General features: G+C 43.9%; 21 protein-coding genes. 15 read left to right on the top strand and 6 right to left on the bottom strand.

Annotated elements, in window-relative coordinates; all coding sequences use genetic code 11:
* Positions 1-76: 76 nt before the first annotated feature.
* Positions 77-721 carry a methyltransferase domain-containing protein gene (locus ACQKMP_RS05930; RefSeq protein ID WP_042186343.1) on the bottom strand — a complete coding sequence of 215 codons (645 nt, stop codon included), beginning with the start codon at positions 719-721 and terminating at the stop codon, positions 77-79.
* 204 nt (positions 722-925) lie between these two features.
* Between ACQKMP_RS05930 and ACQKMP_RS05925 the strand changes: the two genes are divergently transcribed.
* Positions 926-1,393: a hypothetical protein gene (locus ACQKMP_RS05925; RefSeq protein ID WP_076284187.1), complete on the top strand. Its 468-nt coding sequence runs from the start codon at positions 926-928 to the stop codon at positions 1,391-1,393.
* Positions 1,394-1,480: 87 nt separating this feature from the next.
* Here ACQKMP_RS05925 and ACQKMP_RS05920 read toward each other — a convergent pair whose 3' ends face one another.
* Positions 1,481-1,942, bottom strand: a complete 462-nt coding sequence (locus ACQKMP_RS05920; RefSeq protein ID WP_052404212.1) for a hypothetical protein — start codon at positions 1,940-1,942, stop codon at positions 1,481-1,483.
* Positions 1,943-2,111: 169 nt separating this feature from the next.
* On the opposite strand from ACQKMP_RS05920, the gene ACQKMP_RS05915 reads away from it, so the two are divergent.
* Entirely contained in the window at positions 2,112-2,498 is a 387-nt protein-coding gene (locus tag ACQKMP_RS05915; RefSeq protein ID WP_427469002.1) for a DUF423 domain-containing protein, read from the top strand.
* A 79-nt stretch (positions 2,499-2,577) separates the two neighbouring features.
* Here ACQKMP_RS05915 and ACQKMP_RS05910 read toward each other — a convergent pair whose 3' ends face one another.
* Positions 2,578-3,105: a hypothetical protein gene (locus ACQKMP_RS05910; RefSeq protein WP_042186347.1), complete on the bottom strand. Its 528-nt coding sequence runs from the start codon at positions 3,103-3,105 to the stop codon at positions 2,578-2,580.
* A 215-nt stretch (positions 3,106-3,320) separates the two neighbouring features.
* On the opposite strand from ACQKMP_RS05910, the gene ACQKMP_RS05905 reads away from it, so the two are divergent.
* The 9 genes from ACQKMP_RS05905 (at position 3,321) to ACQKMP_RS05865 (ending at position 13,884) form a co-directional block, all read left to right on the top strand.
* Positions 3,321-3,623 (top strand): YunC family protein, encoded by a 303-nt coding sequence (locus ACQKMP_RS05905; RefSeq protein ID WP_042186349.1) that lies wholly within the window; start codon positions 3,321-3,323, stop codon positions 3,621-3,623.
* Positions 3,624-3,866: 243 nt separating this feature from the next.
* Positions 3,867-4,328 carry a Dps family protein gene (locus ACQKMP_RS05900; RefSeq protein ID WP_042125852.1) on the top strand — a complete coding sequence of 154 codons (462 nt, stop codon included), beginning with the start codon at positions 3,867-3,869 and terminating at the stop codon, positions 4,326-4,328.
* A 285-nt stretch (positions 4,329-4,613) separates the two neighbouring features.
* On the top strand, positions 4,614-5,396 hold the full coding sequence (gene sufC / locus ACQKMP_RS05895; protein ID WP_042186351.1) for a Fe-S cluster assembly ATPase SufC: 783 nt from the start codon (positions 4,614-4,616) through the stop codon (positions 5,394-5,396).
* 27 nt (positions 5,397-5,423) lie between these two features.
* Positions 5,424-6,725 (top strand): Fe-S cluster assembly protein SufD, encoded by a 1,302-nt coding sequence (gene sufD / locus ACQKMP_RS05890; RefSeq protein WP_042186353.1) that lies wholly within the window; start codon positions 5,424-5,426, stop codon positions 6,723-6,725.
* Positions 6,722-7,948, top strand: a complete 1,227-nt coding sequence (locus tag ACQKMP_RS05885) for a cysteine desulfurase (protein WP_042186355.1) — start codon at positions 6,722-6,724, stop codon at positions 7,946-7,948. The genes sufD and ACQKMP_RS05885 overlap by 4 nt, the downstream gene beginning before the upstream one ends.
* On the top strand, positions 7,935-8,366 hold the full coding sequence (gene sufU, locus ACQKMP_RS05880; protein ID WP_036684339.1) for a Fe-S cluster assembly sulfur transfer protein SufU: 432 nt from the start codon (positions 7,935-7,937) through the stop codon (positions 8,364-8,366). The genes ACQKMP_RS05885 and sufU overlap by 14 nt, the downstream gene beginning before the upstream one ends.
* A 24-nt stretch (positions 8,367-8,390) precedes the next feature.
* Positions 8,391-9,788: a Fe-S cluster assembly protein SufB gene (gene sufB, locus ACQKMP_RS05875; protein WP_042186357.1), complete on the top strand. Its 1,398-nt coding sequence runs from the start codon at positions 8,391-8,393 to the stop codon at positions 9,786-9,788.
* A 470-nt stretch (positions 9,789-10,258) separates the two neighbouring features.
* Entirely contained in the window at positions 10,259-12,019 is a 1,761-nt protein-coding gene (locus ACQKMP_RS05870) for an ABC transporter ATP-binding protein (protein WP_042186359.1), read from the top strand.
* A 5-nt stretch (positions 12,020-12,024) separates the two neighbouring features.
* A complete protein-coding gene (locus tag ACQKMP_RS05865; RefSeq protein ID WP_042186361.1) occupies positions 12,025-13,884 on the top strand; it encodes an ABC transporter ATP-binding protein in 1,860 nt (619 codons plus the stop codon).
* Between the two features lie 69 nt (positions 13,885-13,953).
* Here the strand turns inward: ACQKMP_RS05865 and ACQKMP_RS05860 are convergent, their stop codons facing one another.
* The 3 genes from ACQKMP_RS05860 to ACQKMP_RS05850 all read right to left on the bottom strand — a co-directional run bounded on the left by ACQKMP_RS05860 (position 13,954) and on the right by ACQKMP_RS05850 (position 16,649).
* On the bottom strand, positions 13,954-14,202 hold the full coding sequence (locus ACQKMP_RS05860) for a DUF7667 family protein (protein ID WP_042186363.1): 249 nt from the start codon (positions 14,200-14,202) through the stop codon (positions 13,954-13,956).
* A 615-nt stretch (positions 14,203-14,817) separates the two neighbouring features.
* Positions 14,818-15,858: an HD-GYP domain-containing protein gene (locus ACQKMP_RS05855; RefSeq protein ID WP_339246409.1), complete on the bottom strand. Its 1,041-nt coding sequence runs from the start codon at positions 15,856-15,858 to the stop codon at positions 14,818-14,820.
* Positions 15,859-15,935: 77 nt separating this feature from the next.
* Entirely contained in the window at positions 15,936-16,649 is a 714-nt protein-coding gene (locus ACQKMP_RS05850) for a molybdenum cofactor biosynthesis protein (protein WP_427469001.1), read from the bottom strand.
* 136 nt (positions 16,650-16,785) lie between these two features.
* Between ACQKMP_RS05850 and ACQKMP_RS05845 the strand changes: the two genes are divergently transcribed.
* The 4 genes from ACQKMP_RS05845 to yfkAB all read left to right on the top strand — a co-directional run bounded on the left by ACQKMP_RS05845 (position 16,786) and on the right by yfkAB (position 21,743).
* Positions 16,786-18,225, top strand: coding sequence for a bifunctional metallophosphatase/5'-nucleotidase (locus ACQKMP_RS05845; RefSeq protein WP_427469000.1), 1,440 nt, complete (start codon positions 16,786-16,788; stop codon positions 18,223-18,225).
* 72 nt (positions 18,226-18,297) lie between these two features.
* Positions 18,298-19,125 carry an undecaprenyl-diphosphate phosphatase gene (locus tag ACQKMP_RS05840; RefSeq protein ID WP_042186371.1) on the top strand — a complete coding sequence of 276 codons (828 nt, stop codon included), beginning with the start codon at positions 18,298-18,300 and terminating at the stop codon, positions 19,123-19,125.
* Between the two features lie 145 nt (positions 19,126-19,270).
* On the top strand, positions 19,271-20,374 hold the full coding sequence (locus tag ACQKMP_RS05835) for an HD-GYP domain-containing protein (RefSeq protein ID WP_339269892.1): 1,104 nt from the start codon (positions 19,271-19,273) through the stop codon (positions 20,372-20,374).
* A 232-nt stretch (positions 20,375-20,606) separates the two neighbouring features.
* Positions 20,607-21,743: a radical SAM/CxCxxxxC motif protein YfkAB gene (gene yfkAB, locus ACQKMP_RS05830; protein ID WP_149645890.1), complete on the top strand. Its 1,137-nt coding sequence runs from the start codon at positions 20,607-20,609 to the stop codon at positions 21,741-21,743.
* Positions 21,744-21,782 lie beyond the last annotated feature (39 nt).

Below are 21,782 nucleotides of genomic sequence, written 5' to 3'. Positions count from 1 at the left end.
ATCAGGACGGCACAGTTAATACCTGTATGTTAGCCTATGATGTAATTCGGGTATAATTGTATGTCCCATCAATAAATTATAGAAAATTTTGTCTATCGTGTGATTTTAGCCTGCGTTTCATAAGAACACGCGGTTCAGCGTAATGCCCTCTACTCATCAATTCCAGCTCATGAATAGAAATATCTTCTTTGATTACGGTGAAGTGGTACATGATTTCATGCACAACATTGGCTTGAAGCGTCTTTAGTATTTCTAATTCTTCTGTTTCATAAAGAGGATCTTCATAAGGGTATTGATAGAAAAGCTCCATCCGCAGCAATCGATAATCGAACGGCGGCACCGGGATGGGATAGTCAGGAATCGATGGGCATACTGGACCGGACGGGGGCTGGAAAAAGGATCCTGTGAAATACCTCGGAGTATATTCATCAAACTTCTGCTTAAAGGAAGGATTGGACATATGAACAAAACTGTGGGCATACGGGGCCAGTATACAAACAATGGCTTTGTGGGTGCTAATTCTGTGAATTTCCGACATAACCGCGGATAAATCGTCGATATAAGGTAATACACGACTAGCCATTACAAACTCGGCGGTATTATCCGGCAAAGGGATGCCTTGGCTAATGTCACAGACAATATCTACGTTGGGACCCGCGATACGATCGATCCCGAGATAACCTGCTTCTTTACTGGATCCGCAGCCGATATCGATTCTCAAGGGGACCACTCCTTAGGGATAAATCAGGCTCAACACTATTGTATTAATCTCGCTTAAGCCTGCATCCGGCGGATGCCTATTAAAGATTGGAAGTTACTAAAAATAACGTATTATGAAACCTTAGCAGAGTTGATACGTTTATAGGAGTAGGCTTATAGAAAATGACTTTGCAAACAACCGCTAAACATAGAGGAGGCAGTCAACATGAAAAAACAACGTTCCTTACCCGCTATAGCTGCAATCGCAGCATTAACGCTAGCCCTAACCGCTTGCGGTGCTACTAATAATTCAGCACAGCCATCTGCAGAACCAAGTGCAACAGCTTCTCCAGTGCCAACAGAGGAGACCACAAGCACACCCGTACCTACAGAAGGTACAAGTACCACTGCACCAACAGAGAATCCAAGTACTCCCGCACCCAAACCTACTGCAAATCCAGAAGCTAAAATTCTTAAAGGAACAGGCGTTTACGTCGGCCAAATAGATAGTCATTCTGTTGAGATTGAGACCAAAGAAGGTCCTACGGCTTTTGAGATCACAGCTGGTATGGAGAGCGTTATTGAGAAGTTAAATACGGATGATCCTGTAGCTTTTGAATATGTTGAAAAAGCAGTGGAAGGCGATGCTACAGTTAAACAGCGTGTACTTTCGAAGCTGTCACTTGCAAAATAAAGAAACGCTATCATTTATGAATAACAAAAGGGCTGCTCCTGATTGATTTCAGGAACAGCCCTTTTGTCTTGGAATTAGAAATGAACGTTATAGCGTCCCGGCATTGACTAAGAAAATAGTAATAAGCAGCATAAAGAGTAGGATAATCACACCGTTGATGATAGTGCCTATAACGCCGAAAACCTTACGTCTCTTCCGGATGGAAAGCCCAATAATGCCGATAACAACACCAATTACATTAAGAGCTGAAAGAATAATAACAGTCATTCCAAGAAGCATGATGGACTGCGATGATTCGGCTAATAGATTCGAGTTCTCGTTAACCATGGAAGAAGCCTTCATAATAATGAAGACGAAGAGAGCTGCATAACCCATTATGGTCACGAGGCTGATGATGAAAGAAGCAATACCAGGTCCAGAGTGTTGCAGGTCATGATCTACTTTCTGGTACGAATACGACGAACCAGCACTTGGCTGACTCAGATCAGGTTGGGTATTTCCTACCTCTGCTGTAGGCGCGTCAGATTTTGAGAGAGAATTAAGGTCCATAGGTTGCACTCCTTGAGAGATAAGAATGAAATGTTGTTAATATCCACTTTTTCATATTGATGCTAAAAAAGCAACCCCTGATTGTGGCTAATTCGTAAATGGCTGCTGGAAAAAGCAATCGGTAATCGTTTATGATAGAAGAAGTCTAATATTAAGGAGTTGTAATCGAATGCAACGGAAACTTATGGCCTGGGGGGCTGTGCTAGCAATGCTGGCAGTAGGAGTAGGCGCTTTTGGCGCTCATTTATTAAAACCTGTTATTAGCGAAGAATATATGAAGGTATATGAGACGGGTGTACAGTATCATTTGGTACATGCGCTGGGTGTAATTCTGATAGCACTGGCTGTAGGTCAATGGGGAGAAAGTACCCGGTTACGCTGGGCAGGAAGGCTATTAATAGCAGGGACGATTTTGTTCTCTGGTAGCTTATATGTACTGAGCATTTCCGGGATTAAGGTACTTGGAGCGATAACACCTATTGGTGGTGTATGCTTCATAGCAGGCTGGTTATGTCTGGCTGTGGAAGCATTCTCACGCAGCAAAGTGACATCCTAAGCAATCAAGTTACAGAAGTTGATAAATAAGCATCCGTTCCATAAAGGGGCGGATGCTTATTTATCTGTAACGTATACGTTTACAGAAATTCGTCGATCTCATTTAAATTAAAGCTGTATACCTGTTTCTCATCCACGTGATAGACACTAATAGAGTTGGCTGCTTCATCAAAATTTAAAATACGACAGGGCATGGACACTTGTTTTCCGTACCGATTCGCTCGTAAACGTACTAATTGGTTGTTCTGAATATACTGTCGAATTTTCCCGTATGCATCAGCTGGCGTCTCAATAGCTGACTGTTGTGCAGGCAATATTGCCTGTTTATCAATCGGTTTATCGAGCTGCTTTTTAGTGGTCTTTGGTGGCAGCTTAAATGAAGTTGGAGGAGCAGAACTTTGATTCAAGGCTAGTTTGGCAGAACGAAGCAAGCTGTCAATGGTTCTCCCCAATTCAAGACCGGAGTTAATGTTGAAATCTGTGATTTTGTCATTATTGTTCAACATTTCAAGCAGATATTGCAATGCAAGCGGGTTGGTACGGGCATTAATCAGGATGTCGACATTAAATAAATAGTTGCCGTCTGTGTGTTGTAGTTTCTCGTCCATAGATCCCCCAGCTTTTCGTTTGAACATTTCTTTACAATTATAAGAATGTAAATAAACTATAACATTAAACAAGTAATAATCATATACCTGACACTAGAGAAAATGGGACCAAGGTACTGTGTTTTTTACGAAAAGCCTAGGACTACCAACTGCACATCAGCAGGGGGTGAAGCATACATATACATCGTGGTTGGTGAATAAAGGAGGTGCTGCTATTGGTTACTATGGAGCCCATTACCGTAGGTGAACATACGCTGATCGGGGTAGAAGTTAAGCTTCCGAAAACAACGCTGCTCTCAATCAGCACAAGCCGAGGGTATATTATGTGTGGTGCGCTGGATGTTGGTTTGCTCAATGAGAAGCTCAGTGATCGGCATATTATCGCAGCCCGGGCGGTTGGTGTACGTACGCTGTCACAGCTGTTAGCTGCCCCATTGGAGTCTGTAACCATAGAAGCGGAGCGTCTAGGTATCGTACCCGGCATGACGGGTGCGGATGCATTACTTCTCATGGTCTGACTGAACAATCTTACAAAATCCAAAACACAAGAGGCCATTGGCCTCTTGTGTTTTTTTGCAAGAATCAGAATTTGAACATTATAGAGATCGTCTTTAGTGTAAATAATTTAAACAGAGATTTTATGGAAGGGTTCTCCTTGTTTCGTCTTACATGCTAAGGGGTAAATTAAGAATAGACAAGTTGCTGCCGGATGAAGGATTAAGTAGCCCGGTAAATATAAAGGATAAGGATGGGATCATCTCATGGCTAAAGCATCTAATAAAGTAAATACAACTTCACTGGAACAAATTTTGAATCGTCAGGTTGCTAACTTGAATGTATTGTACGTTAAAATCCATAATTTTCATTGGTACGTAAAAGGAGAACAATTCTTCTCTCTTCACGTGAAATTTGAGGATCTATATAATGAAGTGACGCTGCAAATGGATGAAGTTGCAGAGCGTCTGCTAAGCATCAAAGGAAGTCCCGCTGCAACGATGAAAGAATATCTGGAATTGGCAACGATTCAAGAAGCTACTGGTAAAGAGGATACTCGTGGTATGGTCCAGTCTCTGATTGAAGACTTTGCTACTATTTCTGAAGAGTTGACAGAAGGCATTGAGCTTGCTGAGGAAATTAAGGACCAGCCTACCTCTGACATGTTTATTAAAATTCGTGGTGATCTTGAGAAACATCAATGGATGCTGCGTTCCTACCTTAGCTAAACGATAAAGTATATGAAATAAGGCTTCCTGCGGGAGGTCTTATTTTTTGCGTTAGGTGGTTACGGAAAATAGCGAAACATGCGGTGCATTAAAGGATAAATAAAAAGAGATATTTGTAAAAAGACAGGGTTTGTTATAAAATTGTTGAGAATCATTGATAATCATTGTGATTCAATTTATAATAATTATAATGTGATATAGAATCTAATTGTGCTGGGAATCAGGATCATCCTGTTTCAATACAACTTTTGATTTCGCAAATCGATCAATGGAGGGAATAATATTATGGCAGCAGATTTTGTCATTGAGGGACTTAAAGCGACGATTGAGGGAAAAGAGATTTTGAAGGGGATTAACCTTCAAATGAAAGGTGGCGAAATTCACGCCATCATGGGACCAAACGGTACAGGTAAAAGTACCTTGGCGTCAGCTCTTATGGGTCACCCTAAATATGAAGTAACTGAAGGAACAGCAACACTTGAAGGTGAAGATCTTCTGGAGATGGCGGTTGATGAACGCGCACGTGCAGGTCTTTTCCTTGCTATGCAGTACCCAAGTGAAATTTCCGGAGTAACAAACTCCGATTTCTTGCGCTCAGCCATTAATGCCCGTCGTGAAGAGGGAAGCGAAATTTCTTTGATTCGTTTTATCCGTCTTATGGAAGCGAAGATGAAAGAACTGGACATGAATCCTGAGTTCCTACACCGTTACCTGAACGAAGGCTTCTCCGGTGGTGAGAAGAAACGTAACGAAATTCTACAAATGATGATGCTAGATCCAAAAATCGTGATTCTTGACGAAATTGACTCTGGTCTTGATATTGATGCTTTGAAAATTGTTGCCGAAGGCGTAAACTCCATGCGGAGTGAAGATCGCGGTTTCCTGGTTATTACCCACTATCAACGTCTCTTGAACTACATCAAGCCTGATTTTGTACATGTTATGATGCAAGGCAGAATTGTAAAATCCGGTGGTCCTGAGCTTGCACAACGTCTGGAAGCAGAAGGCTACGAATGGATTAAAGAAGAACTTGGAATTGAAGACGAAACAGTAGGGCAAGACGCGTAAGAAACGCCAGGAAGGAGGAGAACACTTATGACGACACAGACCATTCTTCCGGTGGATGCCGAGCGCTTGAGCGAATTATCGCATAGTAGCGGCGAACCGGGTTGGCTGAAAGAAAGCCGCTTGAAAGCACTTGAACTGGCAGCTACTCTGACACTGCCTAAATTAGAGAAGACACGGATTGATCGTTGGAATGTGAATAATTATGGTAGCTACAAAGCAAGCGAAACCATTGCTTCACTGAAGGATGCACCTGCTTCCATTTCCTCCTTGATCAAGGATCAGGAAGAAGGCAGTCTGATTATTCAACGTAACTCTGGTGCAGTATATACACGACTAGCTCCTGAACTTGCAGCACAAGGTGTTATTTTTACCGATCTGCAAACGGCTGTTAAAGAGCACGGAGATTTGGTACAACGTTACCTTCATAAGGCGATTCAGCCTGACGAGCATTCTATCGCTGCACTTCATGCAGCACTATGGAACGGGGGAGTATTCCTCTATGTTCCTAAGAATGTAGTGGTTGAAACTCCACTTCAGGCGGTGCTGTTAACAGATGATGCGGAAGCTTCATTTGTTCCTCACATTCTGATTGTAGCGGATACTAACAGCTCCCTGACATACGTAGACAACTACGTGTCGGATAAAGAGGAAGCTGGCTTGCACAATGGTGCTGTAGAAGTATTCGTGGGTGCAGGTGCTAAAGTCCGTTATGCTACAGTGCATCAGCTGGGCGTGGATACAACAGATGTGACTTACCGCCGCGCTGTTGTTGAGAATGACGGAACGATCGAATGGATTGTTGGAGAGATGAACTATGGTGATACAGCAAGTGATACCAAGTCTGTGCTCAAAGGTAATGGCTCTAGCTCGGATGCTAAAGTAATTGCTGTAGGTACGGGATCACAGAAACTGAATTACACTACTCAAGCTCAGCATTTCGGCAAAAATACCCCAAGTGACATGATCACTCGTGCGGTTATGCGTGATAATGCTACTTCTATCATCAACGGAATTACTAAGATCGAGAAAGGTGCTACAAGAGCCGACGGTCAGCAAACGGAGAAAGTATTGATGCTGAGTCCAAAAGCCCGTGGTGACGCCAATCCGATCCTGCTGATTGATGAAGATGATGTTACAGCAGGCCATGCCGCTTCCGTAGGACAGGTCAATCACGAGCAAGTCTTTTACCTGATGTCCCGCGGAATTACACGGCATGATGCAGAAACTCTGATCATCTATGGCTTCTTGGCTCCTGTTGTGTCGCAAATTCCACTAGAGGGACTGCGCAATCAGCTCCAATCTCTTGTGGAAAGGAAGTTAGGTCAATGATTAGCAACGCCATCCGGGAGCAATTTCCCATACTGAACCAGAATGTGAACGGCCATCCACTGGTCTATCTTGACAGTGCTGCTACTTCACAGAAGCCTCGTCAAGTGATTGAGGCGGTCAAGTCGTATTATGAGTGGGATAACGCCAACGTACACCGTGGCGTCCATACTCTAGGCAGCCGTGCAACAGATGCCTACGAGGGAGCCCGGGAGAAGCTAGCTAAGTTTATTAACGCCCGCAGCACTAAAGAAATCATCTTTACGCGCGGCACAACCACTGCCCTAAATCTTGTTGCCTCTTCTTACGGGCCATCTGCAGTGGGTGAAGGCGATGAAATTGTTATCACCCTGATGGAGCATCATAGTAATTTGATCCCCTGGCAGCAGCTAGCTAAGAAGACAGGTGCTACTTTAAAATATATACCGTTGCAACCTGACGGAACGATTACGCTTGAAGATGCTGAGAAGACGATTACGGATAAAACCAAGATCGTTGCTATCGCTTATGTGTCTAATGTTATGGGAGTAACTCATCCGATTAAAGAGCTTGCGGCGATTGCTCATCGAAACGGTGCGGTAATTGTCGTAGACGGCGCACAGAGCACACCTCATATGAAGGTCGATATGCAGGATCTGGATTGTGATTTCTATGCACTTTCCGGACATAAAATGCTAGCACCTACTGGAATTGGGGCTTTGTACGGCAAAAGAGCACTCCTTGAAGCCATGGAACCTATTGAGTTCGGTGGCGAAATGATTGATGATGTGGGTCTCTATGAATCGACATGGAAAGAACTTCCTTGGAAGTTTGAGGGCGGTACACCGATCATTGCAGGAGCTGTTGGATTAGGTGCAGCCGTAGATTTCTTACAAGAAATCGGCATGGATGAGATTCACAGCCATGAGAAGCAGCTTGCCGCATACGCAGAACAGCGTTTATCTGAAATTGATGGCTTGACCATTTATGGTCCGCGCAATCGTGAAGTTGGCGTTGTGACTTTTAATCTGGGTGACGTTCACCCGCATGATGTCGCTACAGTACTAGATGCGGAGGGAATTGCTATCCGTGCTGGTCATCACTGCTGTCAGCCGCTGATGCGCTGGCTGGAAGCCAGCTCAACAGCACGTGCGAGCTTTTACCTGTATAACACCGAGCAGGATGTAGATCGACTGGTGGACGCTTTAATCAAGACAAAGGAGTACTTCGGCTATGAACTTGGATGACTTGTACAGACGCGTTATTATGGATCATTATAAAAGTCCTAGGAATCGTGGTTCATTTGAAGATGATGCTCTGAAAATTGAACTGAATAACCCAACTTGTGGTGACCGTATTACACTTCAGCTTAAGGTAGAGGATGGAATCGTCAAGGATGCCCGTTATAACGGTGAAGGTTGCTCGATCAGTATGTCATCGGCTTCGATGATGACTGAGGCGATCAAAGGACAAACGGTTGAACGAGCACTCGAACTAGCCGATAACTTCTCCTTACTGATGAAGGGTGAAGATGTGGATTTTGGAGATTATGAAGACATTGAAGCCCTATCGGGTGTGAATAAATTCCCTGCGCGGATCAAATGTGCAACACTGGCTTGGAACGCGCTTCGTAAAGGAATTGACGAAGAAGAGCAACATAAATAACAGTAGAACAAGGAGGCTGACACCATGGCTAAGAAAGCGCCTGATATGGAAGAGTACCAATACGGGTTCCGTGATGAGCATAAGTCGATATTCCAGTCTGGTAAAGGTTTGACGGCCGAAATTGTTAAAGAAATTTCAGCAATCAAAAATGAACCACAGTGGATGCTTGATTTCCGCTTAAAATCCCTTGAACAGTTCCGTAAAATGCCGATGCCTACATGGGGCGGCAATATGGATGATTTAGATTTTGAGGATATTCAATATTATGTAAGACCTTCCGAAAAACAAGGGAAGACTTGGGAAGAAGTTCCTTCCGAAATCAAGGAAACCTTTGATAAGCTGGGTATTCCTGAAGCGGAACAGAAGTTCCTCGCCGGCGTATCGGCACAATATGAATCTGAGGTTGTATACCACAGCATGCAGAAGAGCCTTGAAGATCAAGGGGTTATTTTTACAGATACCGATACTGCACTGCGTGAACATCCAGAACTTCTTAAGAAGTTCTTCGGGACGATCATCCCTCCAACCGATAATAAATTTGCAGCACTTAACAGTGCAGTTTGGTCAGGCGGAAGCTTCATCTACGTTCCTAAAGGTGTGAAATGTGAAGTTCCTTTGCAGGCTTACTTCCGTATTAACTCCGAGAACATGGGACAATTTGAGCGTACCTTGATCCTCGCTGACGAAGATAGCTTCGTGCATTATGTAGAAGGCTGTACAGCGCCAATCTACAGCACGAATTCTCTGCACAGTGCGGTTGTTGAAATCTTGTGTATGAAGAACTCACGCGTTCGTTATACTACGATTCAGAACTGGGCTCCAAACATCTACAACCTCGTTACTAAACGTGCGGTTGCAGAAGAGAATGCTACGATGGAATGGGTCGATGGCAACATCGGTTCCAAGCTGACTATGAAATACCCTGCGGTTGTTCTTAAAGGCCGTGGAGCTAAAGGTTCAGTACTGTCCATCGCGGTAGCGGGTAAAGGCCAGCATCAGGATGCTGGTGCCAAGATGATCCATTTGGCTCCAGACACAACATCCACTATTGTATCGAAATCGATCAGTAAGCACGGCGGTAAAGTAACTTATCGTGGTCTTGCTTCCTTTGGCCGTCAGGCAGAAGGTGCGAAATCGAACATCAAATGTGATACACTCATTTTGGATAACGAATCCACTTCGGATACGATTCCTTACAATGAAATCATGAACGATAACATCGTGCTTGAGCACGAAGCAACGGTATCCAAAGTTTCTGAGGAGCAGCTGTTCTATCTAATGAGCCGCGGTCTAACAGAAGCTGAGGCAACTCAAATGATCGTTATGGGCTTCATCGAACCGTTCACCAAAGAACTGCCGATGGAATATGCGGTCGAAATGAACCGTTTGATAAAATTCGAAATGGAAGGAAGTATCGGTTAACCTTGATCTTCAAGGTTCCGGCTTCATTCTAATAAGTAATACAAAATACGTATTCGCAGTGATCTTGATGCTTTTATGCTCAAGTCACTCGAATACGTATTTTTTATTGGAAATTGAGATGGGGTTTTCATTCTAGAGGGTTAAATCCAAATTTTATGCAAAAAAGCTTGATAAAAGTTTATTTTGGAGGGGGCGATCACATCAAGGATCATGATGTTTCTTAATTCAACAGCATTAAGGAGGAAACTCGAGTATTTTAAGACAATGATGGTCGTTTATCACCTATATATGGGTCTTTTTTCCGAAATAACAGGATAAACGCTCAATTCTACCCTTTGCCGCTTTAAATTAGGGATGATACACTGCTTAAAGTCACTAAAATTGAAAGCGCTAAAAATAGCTTTATATTGTAAAGCTAAGTCTATGCTTACGAAGCTGCTTTACTTCGTAAAGCTTTAAGGAGGAGAGATATGGATGTTCTCAGGCAACTGCGAGGCTATTACCGAGAGAAGCTACATTATTTGATTCTTTCGATTGTATGCTTGGCCGCCGCAACTGCAGTGGGGCTAATTACCCCCAATTTGTTAAGGAAGCTGATCGATGAAGTAATTGTTCCACTCAAGTTTAAAGAGGTGCCCGTGTTGGCTCTCAGTGTGTTAGCTGTAGTTATCGTAAAAGCATGCCTGCAATTTGCACATGGTTTTTTTGGAGGGCGGTTAGGTAATTTTCTAGCATATCGGCTACGTAACGCTTGTTATGAGAAATTACAATTTCTATCTTTCCGTTATTATGATACCGCGAAAACAGGAGATCTGATGTCCCGGCTGACCGGGGATTTGGAAGCGATTCGGAACTTTATCGGTTTTGGTTTTGCTCAGTTGCTAAATGTGTTTTTTATGGTGCTCTTTGGTTCTATCATGATGTTCACCATTAATTGGCAGCTAACATTGGTTACTTTGATTACTATGCCATTTCTGGCAGCAGTAGCTTTAAGATTTGAGTCCAAGATTCATCCGGCCTTCCAAGAGATGCGCCTTGCGCTGAGTTCTCTGACAACGGCTGTACAGGAGAATATCACGGGTGTGCGAACTGTCAAATCGTTTGCTAGAGAGGCTCACGAAGTTGAAAAATTCTCACACCGTAATGAACGTTATAAGAATAATCAGATTTTTGCCGCTGAGCTCTGGAGTAAGTTTTTTCCGGTCATGGAGCTTTTAGCATCGGTCAGTATAGCTATCCTGTTAGGCGTAGGTGGTACACTCGTCATTAACGGGAAAATGTCACTAGGTGAATTGGTTGCCTTCTTCAGTTTGATTTGGTACATCATTGGACCGGTATGGGGTCTAGGCTTTCATATTAATAACTATACACAGTCCAAAGCTTCGGGAGAACGTGTACTTGAAGTACTTAATCAAAAAATTGATGTTAAGGATAAAGAGGATGCCCGTGAACTGGTGCCTTCCGAGGTTAAGGGGGACGTTGCCTTTAATCATGTCACCTTTGCGTACGGGAACAAAATGCCTGCTGTTACTGACATCCATTTTGAAGCTAAATCAGGTGAAATTATCGGATTTCTTGGAGGCACAGGTTCAGGTAAATCCACTATTACTCAACTGATGATGCGTGCTTATGATGTCAATGAAGGGAGTATTACGCTGGATGGCATTGATATTAGAGAATACAGTGTGCGCAGCCTGCGGTCACAGATTGCCACCGTATTCCAGGAAACATTCCTGTTCTCCTCATCCATCCGCAACAATATTTCATATGGCTTAAAAAATGTAAGCATGGAGGAGATTATCCGTGCTGCACAGCTGGCAAAGGCGCATGATTTCATTATGGAGATGGCAGACGGCTATGACACTGTAGTGGGTGAACGCGGGATGGGTCTCTCTGGCGGACAAAAGCAGCGGATTGCGATCGCAAGAGCCCTGCTTAAGAATCCGCGTATCCTCATCCTCGACGATGCGACCAGTGCGGTCGATATGGAAACGGAACATGAGATTCAAGCGGGATTCCAGGAGGTCATGAATGGGCGTACAACACTTATAATTGCCCATCGGATATCCTCCTTGCGACATGCGGATCAGATCATTGTTATGAACGAAGGTCATGTTCAGCAGCGTGGTACTCATCAGGAGCTAATTGAAGTTCCGGGTCCATACCAGGATGTATACCGGATACAATATGCTGACTATCTGGCCAGAGCTACCGGAAGAGGGGAGGAGTGAGGCATATGAAACTTGAAGCCAAACAGAACACCGCTTCGGGAGCAAAGCGTAAAGCAGCCGAGCAGAAGACACTTGATGAACGTTTCGTGTACAAAGATGATGATGTGATCGACAAAGCGTTTGACTGGAAGCAGTTCACCAGATTATTCAGCTATATGAAGCCTTACGCCAAACAGATGCTTCCACTGGTTTCTATCATGATGATTCTGGGAACCATTACGAAGCTGACCGTTCCTTTCTTGACAAGTTTAGCTATCGACCGTGCTATAGCGCCTAAGGTTGGGAATCCAAGCTTAACACTTCTTTATTCGCTTACGGCAGGTGTCATTGTCTTATATCTCATTCAGTGGATTGCAGGTGTGTACCGGATTAAGTACACGAACATCATTGGACAAAGAGTCATTTATGACTTGCGTTCTGACTTGTTCAAGCATATTCAGAAGCTCTCTTTTAACTTCTTCGATAAACGCCCAGCAGGTTCGGTATTAGTACGTGTGACGAATGATATCAACTCACTGCAGGATTTGTTCACGAACGGGGTAGTCAATCTGATGATTGACTGTGTACAGCTTTTAGGGATTACCATTATTCTGTTATTGATCAACTGGAAACTTGGTCTTGCAGTAATGGTTACGGTTCCGATCATGTTCTTTATTTCTACTAAGCTGCGTCAGAAGATTCGGATCGCTTGGCAGGATGTGCGGATGAAGAACTCTAGAATTAATTCTCACTTGAATGAATCGATTCAGGGGATCAGAGTCACACAAGCATATACACAAGAACGTGAAAACATGAATTATTTCGATTTTATGAATACAGATAGTAAAAAGTCCTGGAATAAAGCATCTGCGATGAACCAAGCTTTCGGGCCGATGATCGAGATCACTGGTGGTTTTGGAACGATGATCCTCTTTTGGCTAGGAGCGTATCTCATCCAATCTGGCGAGCTTACTGTCGGTTTACTGGTAGCGTTCAGTTCTTATGTCAGCAACTTCTGGGACCCGATCAACCGTCTGGGGCAGATGTATAACCAGCTGCTGGTAGCGATGGCCTCCTCAGAACGGATCTTTGAATATTTGGATGAGCAGCCTTCGGTTCAAGATAATCCAGGGGCTAAACCACTAGGAACGATTCGTGGAGATATTAACTTCAATAAGGTCGTTTTTGAATATGAAAAAGGTCGGGCGGCTTTAAAAGGCATCGATCTGGATGTAAAAGCTGGGCAATCGATCGCGCTGGTGGGTCATACTGGCTCGGGGAAAAGCACGATTATTAACCTGATTGGCCGGTTCTATGATATTAAGAGCGGAAGAATTACGATTGACGGTGAAGATATCCGTGAAGTTACTCTAGATAGTCTGAGAAGGCAGATCGGAATCGTGCTGCAGGACACCTTCATTTTCTCAGGAACGATTCGCGATAATATCCGGTTTGGTCGACTGGATGCTACCGATGAAGAAGTGGAAAATGCCGCGAAAGCAGTAGATGCCCATGACTTTATTATGAAGCTTCCTGGAGGGTATGAGACAGAGGTAGAAGAGCGTGGTAGTGCCTTGTCCATGGGACAGCGTCAGCTGCTCTCCTTTGCCCGTGCACTATTGGCGAATCCACGGATTCTGATCCTTGATGAAGCTACGGCAAGTATTGATACAGAGACGGAGCTGAAGATTCAAGAGGCACTCAAAATCTTACTTCAGGGCCGGACCTCCTTTATCGTCGCTCATAGACTATCTACCATCCGCCATGCGGATAAAATAGTTGTTCTGGACCATGGTGAGATTAAAGAAGAAGGAACCCACCGAGAACTGACATCACGTGATGGTGTGTATAACGGATTAATAGAAGCGCAGTTCCGCTTTCTATAGCAAAGAACAACAGCCCATTCCCCTTGCGAAAGCAAATGAGGAGTGGGCTGTTTTATATCGTACGTCCAATTATTTCGGACGTTTAGGCAATCTACCCGTTATACGTAGCTCAAACATTTGGGCACAAATATCCTGATGCCACTGTGTATCCGTTGTTTGTTCCGCTAACAGTATTTCATTTTGTAGTCGTGCCATTTCCCAACAGTAAGTGGCATTCACCTGTAGGCATTGCTGTTGTTCCGTTTCTTCGGAGGCTGTAAGCTGGCGTAGACGACTTAGAGTGAACAGCTCGGCAAGACGTTCATGGACTGGAAGCATACTTTTTACCTCCTGGAAATATTTAAGGCACATATTAGTCTCGCCAAGAAAATTGTAATTCAATCATCAAGAAATTAATGATAGGAGGGGTACAACTGACTAAGGGTTATGGGCAATGGGAGGATCTGTTGGGGATTTGTAGGAAGGAAGAATTTAGGTAGGTACAGATTAAAGAAGGTAAGGAATTAGGAACCTGGATTCGGAGCTTTCTATTGCAGTATTTACAATAGAAAGCACCTTATCCACTCATAAAATAACATCTATTGCACTTTGTGCAACAGTATTAGGAAAATGTGCTTATAAAAGAAGGTTTCTTTATTTTTGATTGCACAAAATACAACAGAATTACAATCCAGCTCTACGTACAAGAATTCTGTTGTACATAATACAACAGAAAAAATCCCCCGAAAGAAAACGGGGGATCATGGATTTCGAAAGATAGCTTTGACGCCCCGATCTTTGCGCCAGCAATGCAGGAGCCTCAAAGCGAGGTTACACAAGGCGTTCCTTCTATCCACCACCGCCACAAGTTTACATCAAACTTCCGGATGTCCAGAGGGCGGAGCCCTTGGGGCCCTCCCTTGGAAGGGAGGGTTTGGGAGGGATCGAAATGCCTTAGTCCATGTAAATTTCTACAATGGCAACGTTACGTTCGCGGGAAAGATCCACGAACATTCCGTCCACCTTTACCAGTGGTCGGAAAATATCGACCAGATTGTTCATAATAATTACGCCAATATCACCTGTGTTCAGCAACACACGCTTGCCGATGAAGTTGGGCATTAAATGCTGGATAAAGGCTTGAACGGTTTTAGCGTTCAGTTTACCGAAACTTAGATTGTTTATTTCACGCAGGACGGAAATAAGCTCTTGCTTCGACTGATAGACTCGTTTAGAAGTCATCGCACTATAAATGTCAGCTACAGCTGCAATTTGTGCATAAGGATGAATATCGGTTTTGGTTAGACCGCTCGGATAGCCGGAGCCGTCCTCACGCTCATGATGTTGGAGAGCAGCCAAAGCTGTGTAAGAATCGTCCATGGAATTACGTATAATTTCGTAGCCGTACTTAGTATGTAGTTTGATTTCCTCGAACTCATCTGGCGTTAGCTTCCCTGGTTTATTCAAGAGGGAGGGTGAAATTCGGCATTTTCCAATATCAATCAAATAGCCTGCACGACCAATTTCATAGCATTCTTGTTTGGAATAACCAAGCCATATCGCAATATAATAAGAGAGCATGCCTACCTGAAGGGAGTGATTGTAGGTATAGTTATCTTCCCGATCTAGCAAAAGCAGGAGGGACACTACATCTTTATGCTTGTCCAAAGTTTGAAGCGAAGGCTGAAGAATGTCGTTTACCACGGATTGGTTGAAGCTTCCTTTTAATAACGCTTCCATATAAAGAGACTCGAAGCCGTCAATCATGGTATCAAAACTAGTGGTCACCGTCTGAATAATTGAAGGTCTGCTGAGGGGGGATACCTCTTCCTCTAACGTCTCGATATCAACATAATCAACTCCAAGCTGCATCAGCTTGGCGATATCATTTATTTGGAGCAGTGATCCTTTTGGTAATACATGTAAACCCCTAGAACTATACGCGTCCGCGTTAAGGTGATTACCAGGTTTTAGATCCGAGACGTGTACTCTCAATGCCTATGCCACCTTTTATCCGATTTTATCCAGAATATCAACAAAGTTCAGATTTTTCAATCAAAAAGGAGAAAAGATTATTTGTGGATTGTATCGCTAGCTTTTAGATCAGAGTTCACCCAATGTTGGCCCGATTCATTAATGTCCTTTTTCCAAACGGGAACCGTCTGTTTCAATCGTTCAATGGCAAAGCGACTGGCTTCGTAGCAGGTAACGCGATGGGGTGTGGAGACGGCAATGATAACACTTGCTTCCTTTAAACCTACAAGCCCAATGCGGTGAGATATGGCGCAGTTTGCGTTCCAGCGGTTCTTCACTTCTTTACCAATCTCCTCTAGTTTACTTAAGGCCATAGGAATATAGGCATCATAATGAAGTGCGGTTGTACGTTGTTCTCCGGTCATTTCACGTGTAGTGCCGATAAATAATAAGGATGCTCCGTGATTGACGTCAAGAACGGCATCTAGAAGCTTCTCTGCATTTAAAGGCTGGTCCGTTATGCTATAGAGACCATCAGTAGTAGTTTCATATATAGTGCCATTCTCTCCCCCGGAAACTGGAGGAATAAGTGCGACTTCGGAAGACGCTGTGATGATAGAATCATCAGGAGCATATTCCCGGTCAATGGCAATTAAAGAAGCCCCAATTTGGGATGCTGCATTCGGATAAGAGGCAGATAGAAGCTCCTTCAGCTTGCCAGCTGTTAAGGGAATCTCAGTCGCTTGGAAGGACAGAGAAGAAGAGCCGATTGTCTCAGCCAGACCCGCGAATAGTCGGATAGTAATATGCATTTTTATTCTCCTCTGATGTATGATCTGATGTCTTCAATATACCATAATGTGTCTGAAAATGTTATGCTAGGCTCTATAAGATCACGCACCGACTGCTTCATTAAAGAGCAGCTCAAGGGTAGGAGGAATGTTGCTTATGGGGCATGTGCCACAAAGACTGACCATACTTCATACCAACGATATACATAGCCATTTTGAAATGGTAAGTCCGGTGGCAGCGGAAATCGCCGCACAAAGGACTGCAGCGGGAGAAGAGCCTGTACTGCTGCTGGATATTGGTGATCATATGGATCGTGCAGCTGTTGAGACAGAAGGCACTATGGGTCAGGCTAACATCGATGTATTAAATTTAACAGGATATGATGCTGTAACCATTGGCAATAATGAGGGGCTCACGTTCTCTCAGGAGATGTTGTCATCTATTTTTTCCGGGTTACAGTGCCCGGTAGTATGCTGTAATTTTGTAGAGTCTTCGACAGGAGAGCCGCCAAGCTGGATGAAGCGTCATGCGGTCTTGGAGAAGGATGGAATTAGAATTGGAGTGACCGGAGCAACAGCGGCATTTACTTCGTTCTATTCCCTTTTGGGCTGGGATGCTTTAGATCCTGAGACTGCGCTCCGGGAACAATGCCTACTTTTAGCGCCACAGGTGGATATTTTAATCGTTCTATCTCATCTCGGACTTCCTACGGATAAAATTCTGGCAGAACGGTTAGAGGGCGTACATGCCATTCTTGGTGGACATACGCATCATCTGTTAGAAGAGCCTATTATGATTAATGGTACTGCCGTATGCGGTGCTGGGAAATTCGGTCGGTATCTCGGGCGCCTACAATTTGAGCGACTATATCCTCAGTCTGATTTCAGCTTAGTGACGGGTGAATGTATTCCTATTGACCCCCTTCTAAAGGAGGAGGTTATAGGTCCTGCAGTCGCTATTCATTTGAAGCATGGCCAAGAATCTCTTCAGACGATCGCTGCGATTACTGACCGTGAGCTTCCTTTGAACTTGCGGGGAGAGTCCCCCTTTGGCAATCTTTTGGCACAAGCAGTACGTAGATTTACAGGAACTAGTATGTCATTAGTTAATACGGGTCAGCTGCTAGGACCATTGCCGGAAGGCGAGGTTACGACAGGGATGCTGCACGCACTTTGTCCTTCTCCCATCAATACTTGCATCATTAAGCTGAAGGGTATAGATATTCGCACAGCTTTGGAACAGAGCCTTACAGAGGAGTTTTATAGTAAGGTCATTTACGGGTACGGTTTCCGCGGGAATCATCTGGGCAGCTTGGCAGTAGATGGATTAAAAATCTTGTACGACCCACTAATGATACCGTATGATAAGAGTGTTGCAGTTTTTGTCGAAGGAAACCCACTGGAGGATGAAAGAGAGTATAATGTTGGTACGCTGGACATGTTTACTTTCAGGGCCGGCTATGAGACGATCGCGAATGGGAAGGATGCTTTGTTTCTATTACCTCATTTTTTGCGTGATCTCTTGCGGATGGAGTTACAGCGTCCAAACAGCCTCGATGAATGCATGCTCACTCGCTGGGAGGCTAAGTCTGAATAAGGCCGACAGCTCATAATCTACACTTATAGACTCCATTTAACAGTGCTAGATTCCCAAAAATAGGAGGACATTATGGACACGATTACAGCTATTATTTTAGCAATTGTCGAAGGGATCACTGAATTTATTCCTGTATCTTCGACCGGACACATGATCTTGACCACGAAGCTATTAGGCTTCGCTGAGCAAGATTCGATTATGAAGACTTATGAAATTGTAATTCAACTAGGGGCGATTTTGGCGATTGCACTTGTTTACCGCAAGCGAGTACTCAATTTGCTAGGGATTGGACGTAGTAGTTCAGGTAGAGGAGGCGTTATGCCGGCATCCCGTCTGAACTTAATTCATGTGATTCTCGGGATTGCCCCAGCACTTGCTGTGGCATTTTTTGCCCGCGATTTTATCAAAAGTCTTTTTGGAGCTTCGACTGTACTCTGGGCACTTGTGGCCGGAGGGATTCTAATGATTGTTGCAGAATGGGTGAACAGACGCAAAATACGAATTACTGCTCACGAATTGGATGATTTGTCTTACGGACAGGCGCTCGCGATTGGATTGTATCAGATTATTTCGGTACTTTGGCCGGGCTTCTCCCGTTCCGGGTCTACTATTTCCGGGGGGATGTTAAGCGGGGTCAGCTACAAGGCTTCTGCGGATTTTTCCTTCCTCATAGCCATTCCTATTATGTGTGCGGCTTCCGGATATGAACTGCTGGATTCGTATAAAAACTTCACAAGTGAGACGATTGGTTATTTTGTAATTGGTTTTCTGATTTCTTTTGTAGTGGCATATTTAGTGGTCATTTTGTTTATGAAATGGATTCAAAAGATTCGATTAACGCATTTCGCGATCTATCGATTTATTCTTGCTGCTGTATTCTGGTTGTTTATTATGCGTTAATGCCCGTTGGCATAGACCTAGACACATCTGATTTTCTTTAAGGTACACCTGTCTGAATTTCCATAGAAACGGTATAGACAAAGCGTGTGACCCAAGGATTTCAATACAGAATAGTATTTTACCGTTAAAGGCAGGAGTGAGTTTAGTGCGTTTAGTATCCGTGAATCAGCTTCAAGCAGGCATGAAATTAGGTAAAAAAATATATAATGATGAAGGTCTAACTCTACTCGCAGACGGGGTGGAGCTTACGGATGCATTGATCAAGCGTCTTGCAAGAATTGATATCGGCTATATCTACATAGAGGATTCTGTCACGGACGATATTGTGATTACTGGTATTCTACAGGATGAGACGCGCAATCAGGCCCTAAAGGTGATTCGTAATCAATTTCAGCAAATGTCTGGGGCTTCAGGAATTACCAAGGGTCTGTATCATCTGGACAAAAAATTTTCTAAGATCATGGATAACATTTTAGACGATATGTCTTTACAAGAAGATCCGATGATCATGCTGATGGATATGCACACTGCTGATAACTATTTATATGTCCATTCCCTGAATGTCTGCTTGTACACTTTAGTGCTTGGTATTGCTCACGGGTATAGTAAAGAGGAACTTCGAGTGATTGGGCTAGGCGCGCTGCTGCATGATATTGGGAAAACACAAATCCCGATAAAAATCGTACAGAAACCCGGCAGGCTCAGTGATGAAGAATTCCGCCACATGCAGGCTCATACCGAGATTGGGTTTCAGATTCTAAAGGAGGAGCCGAATATCCCGCTGCTCGCAGCACATTGTGCCTTGCAGCATCATGAACGCATTGACGGTTCCGGATATCCTCGCGGATTAACAGGACCCCAAATCCATGAATATGCCAAGTGGCTGGGTGTAGCGGACTCCTATGATGCCATGACCTCCAATAGAGTCTATAAAAAGGCTATGCTGCCACATCAAGCCGTTGAGGCCCTCTATGTTGGTTCCGGTACTTTATATGAGCAGAAGCATTTAGAGTTGTTTAGAGATCGCGTAGCTATCTATCCGCTGGGGCTTACGGTGAAGCTCAGTACGGGGGAGAGCGGGGTTGTGGTCAAAATAGATCCAAGTACGCCTCACAGACCCGCCGTACGTGTGCTTACGGGTCCTGAAGGAGAGAAAGTCGTACCGTTTGAACGAGATCTTAGTAAAGCCCTCTCCGTTGTTATTATTGACGTCGCAGAACAAGGCGGTTCTCTGGAAACGCCAAATTGATTATTTATAGCAGCGTGGAGAGAAGATTAGGCTTGTCCGAAGATATGTCGGAAGCCTATTTTTCGTCTCGCTGCTTTTATTTTTTTTGAAATGTAGCGCAAGTATAGAAGGCCAGAAAGACATCATAAGTGCAGTTTTTTTGCCTAACGTGGTATGATATAGGGTAAGTCATCGTTCTTTCTTCATGATTTTGGGTTAATAATAGGAATAAGATTTAAAGGAGCTAGTGCAAATGAATGTTTTAAGACCATTAACATCTTCACCGAGGGAGCTGTCGCCAAGTTACGATCCATGGGATCCAATCACTTCTCTACGTAAGCATGGCCGCCATGTGCTAACGAGTGTGGAATTCACTGTAACCAATTTATGCAATATGCGGTGTGAGCACTGTGCTGTTGGTGATAGTCTAACCTCCAAAGAAGGAGATATGCTACCGCTTAAGAATATGCTAGACCGTTTAGAGGAAGTTGAGCATCTAGAAACTATTAGTATTACGGGTGGAGAGCCCATGTTCCGCGCCGGAACGGTGGATAATATCATTGTGCCATTGTTGAAATATGCCAAAGAGCGGGGAATCAGATCACAAATTAATTCTAATCTGACGATGCCGTATTCCCGATATGAGAAGCTGCTTCCATATCTGGACGTTATGCATATTTCATTTAATTATGTGAACGGTGACGATTTTCATGAAGTCGGTTTTGCGAACAGTGGTCATGCGGTTGCCAAGGAAGCCGCTTACCGGCTATATAATACAATGATTGAGAACTCTCGCCAACTAAGTGAGGATGGTATGTTAATTTCTGCGGAAACTATGATTAATTACCGTACCCACACTAAGCTGCCCGAAATTCATAAGCTGATTCTTGACATGGGAGCAAAACGCCATGAAGTTCATCCGATGTACAATTCGAGCTTTGCTTCCGCTTTGCCAGTGTTATCTTTAAATGAAATGCGGACAGCGATCCATTCGTTACTGGACCAGCGTGATCCAGAGGTATGGATGTTGTTCGGCACGCTTCCGTTTTTTGCTTGCAGCTTCCTTGAAGAAGATCAGAAATTGCTAAGTAGAATGCGTGCAGAGAAGAATGTTACGCTTCGTAACGATCCGGATGGTCGGAATCGTGTGAACGTAAATATGTTTACTGGAGATGTTTTCGTTACAGATTTCGCTGATATCGCAGCCTTTGGGAACATAGACAACCAAAAACTGGATGATATATTTATCGATTGGCAGACGAAGCATCCGCTGAACCAGAAGGTGAATTGTTACTGCGATGCAGCAGGTTGTTGCGGACCTAACCTGTTAGTAGCGGATATGTATTATCCGGAAGTTGATTTCAAAACTAGAAAAGCGATCAATCTGTAGAAATGAGGCGTTGTTAAAGTGGCGCATACGGAATTTGAA

Origin of the sequence: Paenibacillus sp. NPDC101420, assembly GCF_050277435.1 — a bacterium.
Taxonomy (GTDB): Bacteria; Bacillota; Bacilli; order Paenibacillales; family Paenibacillaceae; genus Paenibacillus_AQ.
The sequence above is the reverse complement of the archived record's forward strand: the minus strand, read 5'-3'. Positions and strand labels throughout refer to the sequence as shown.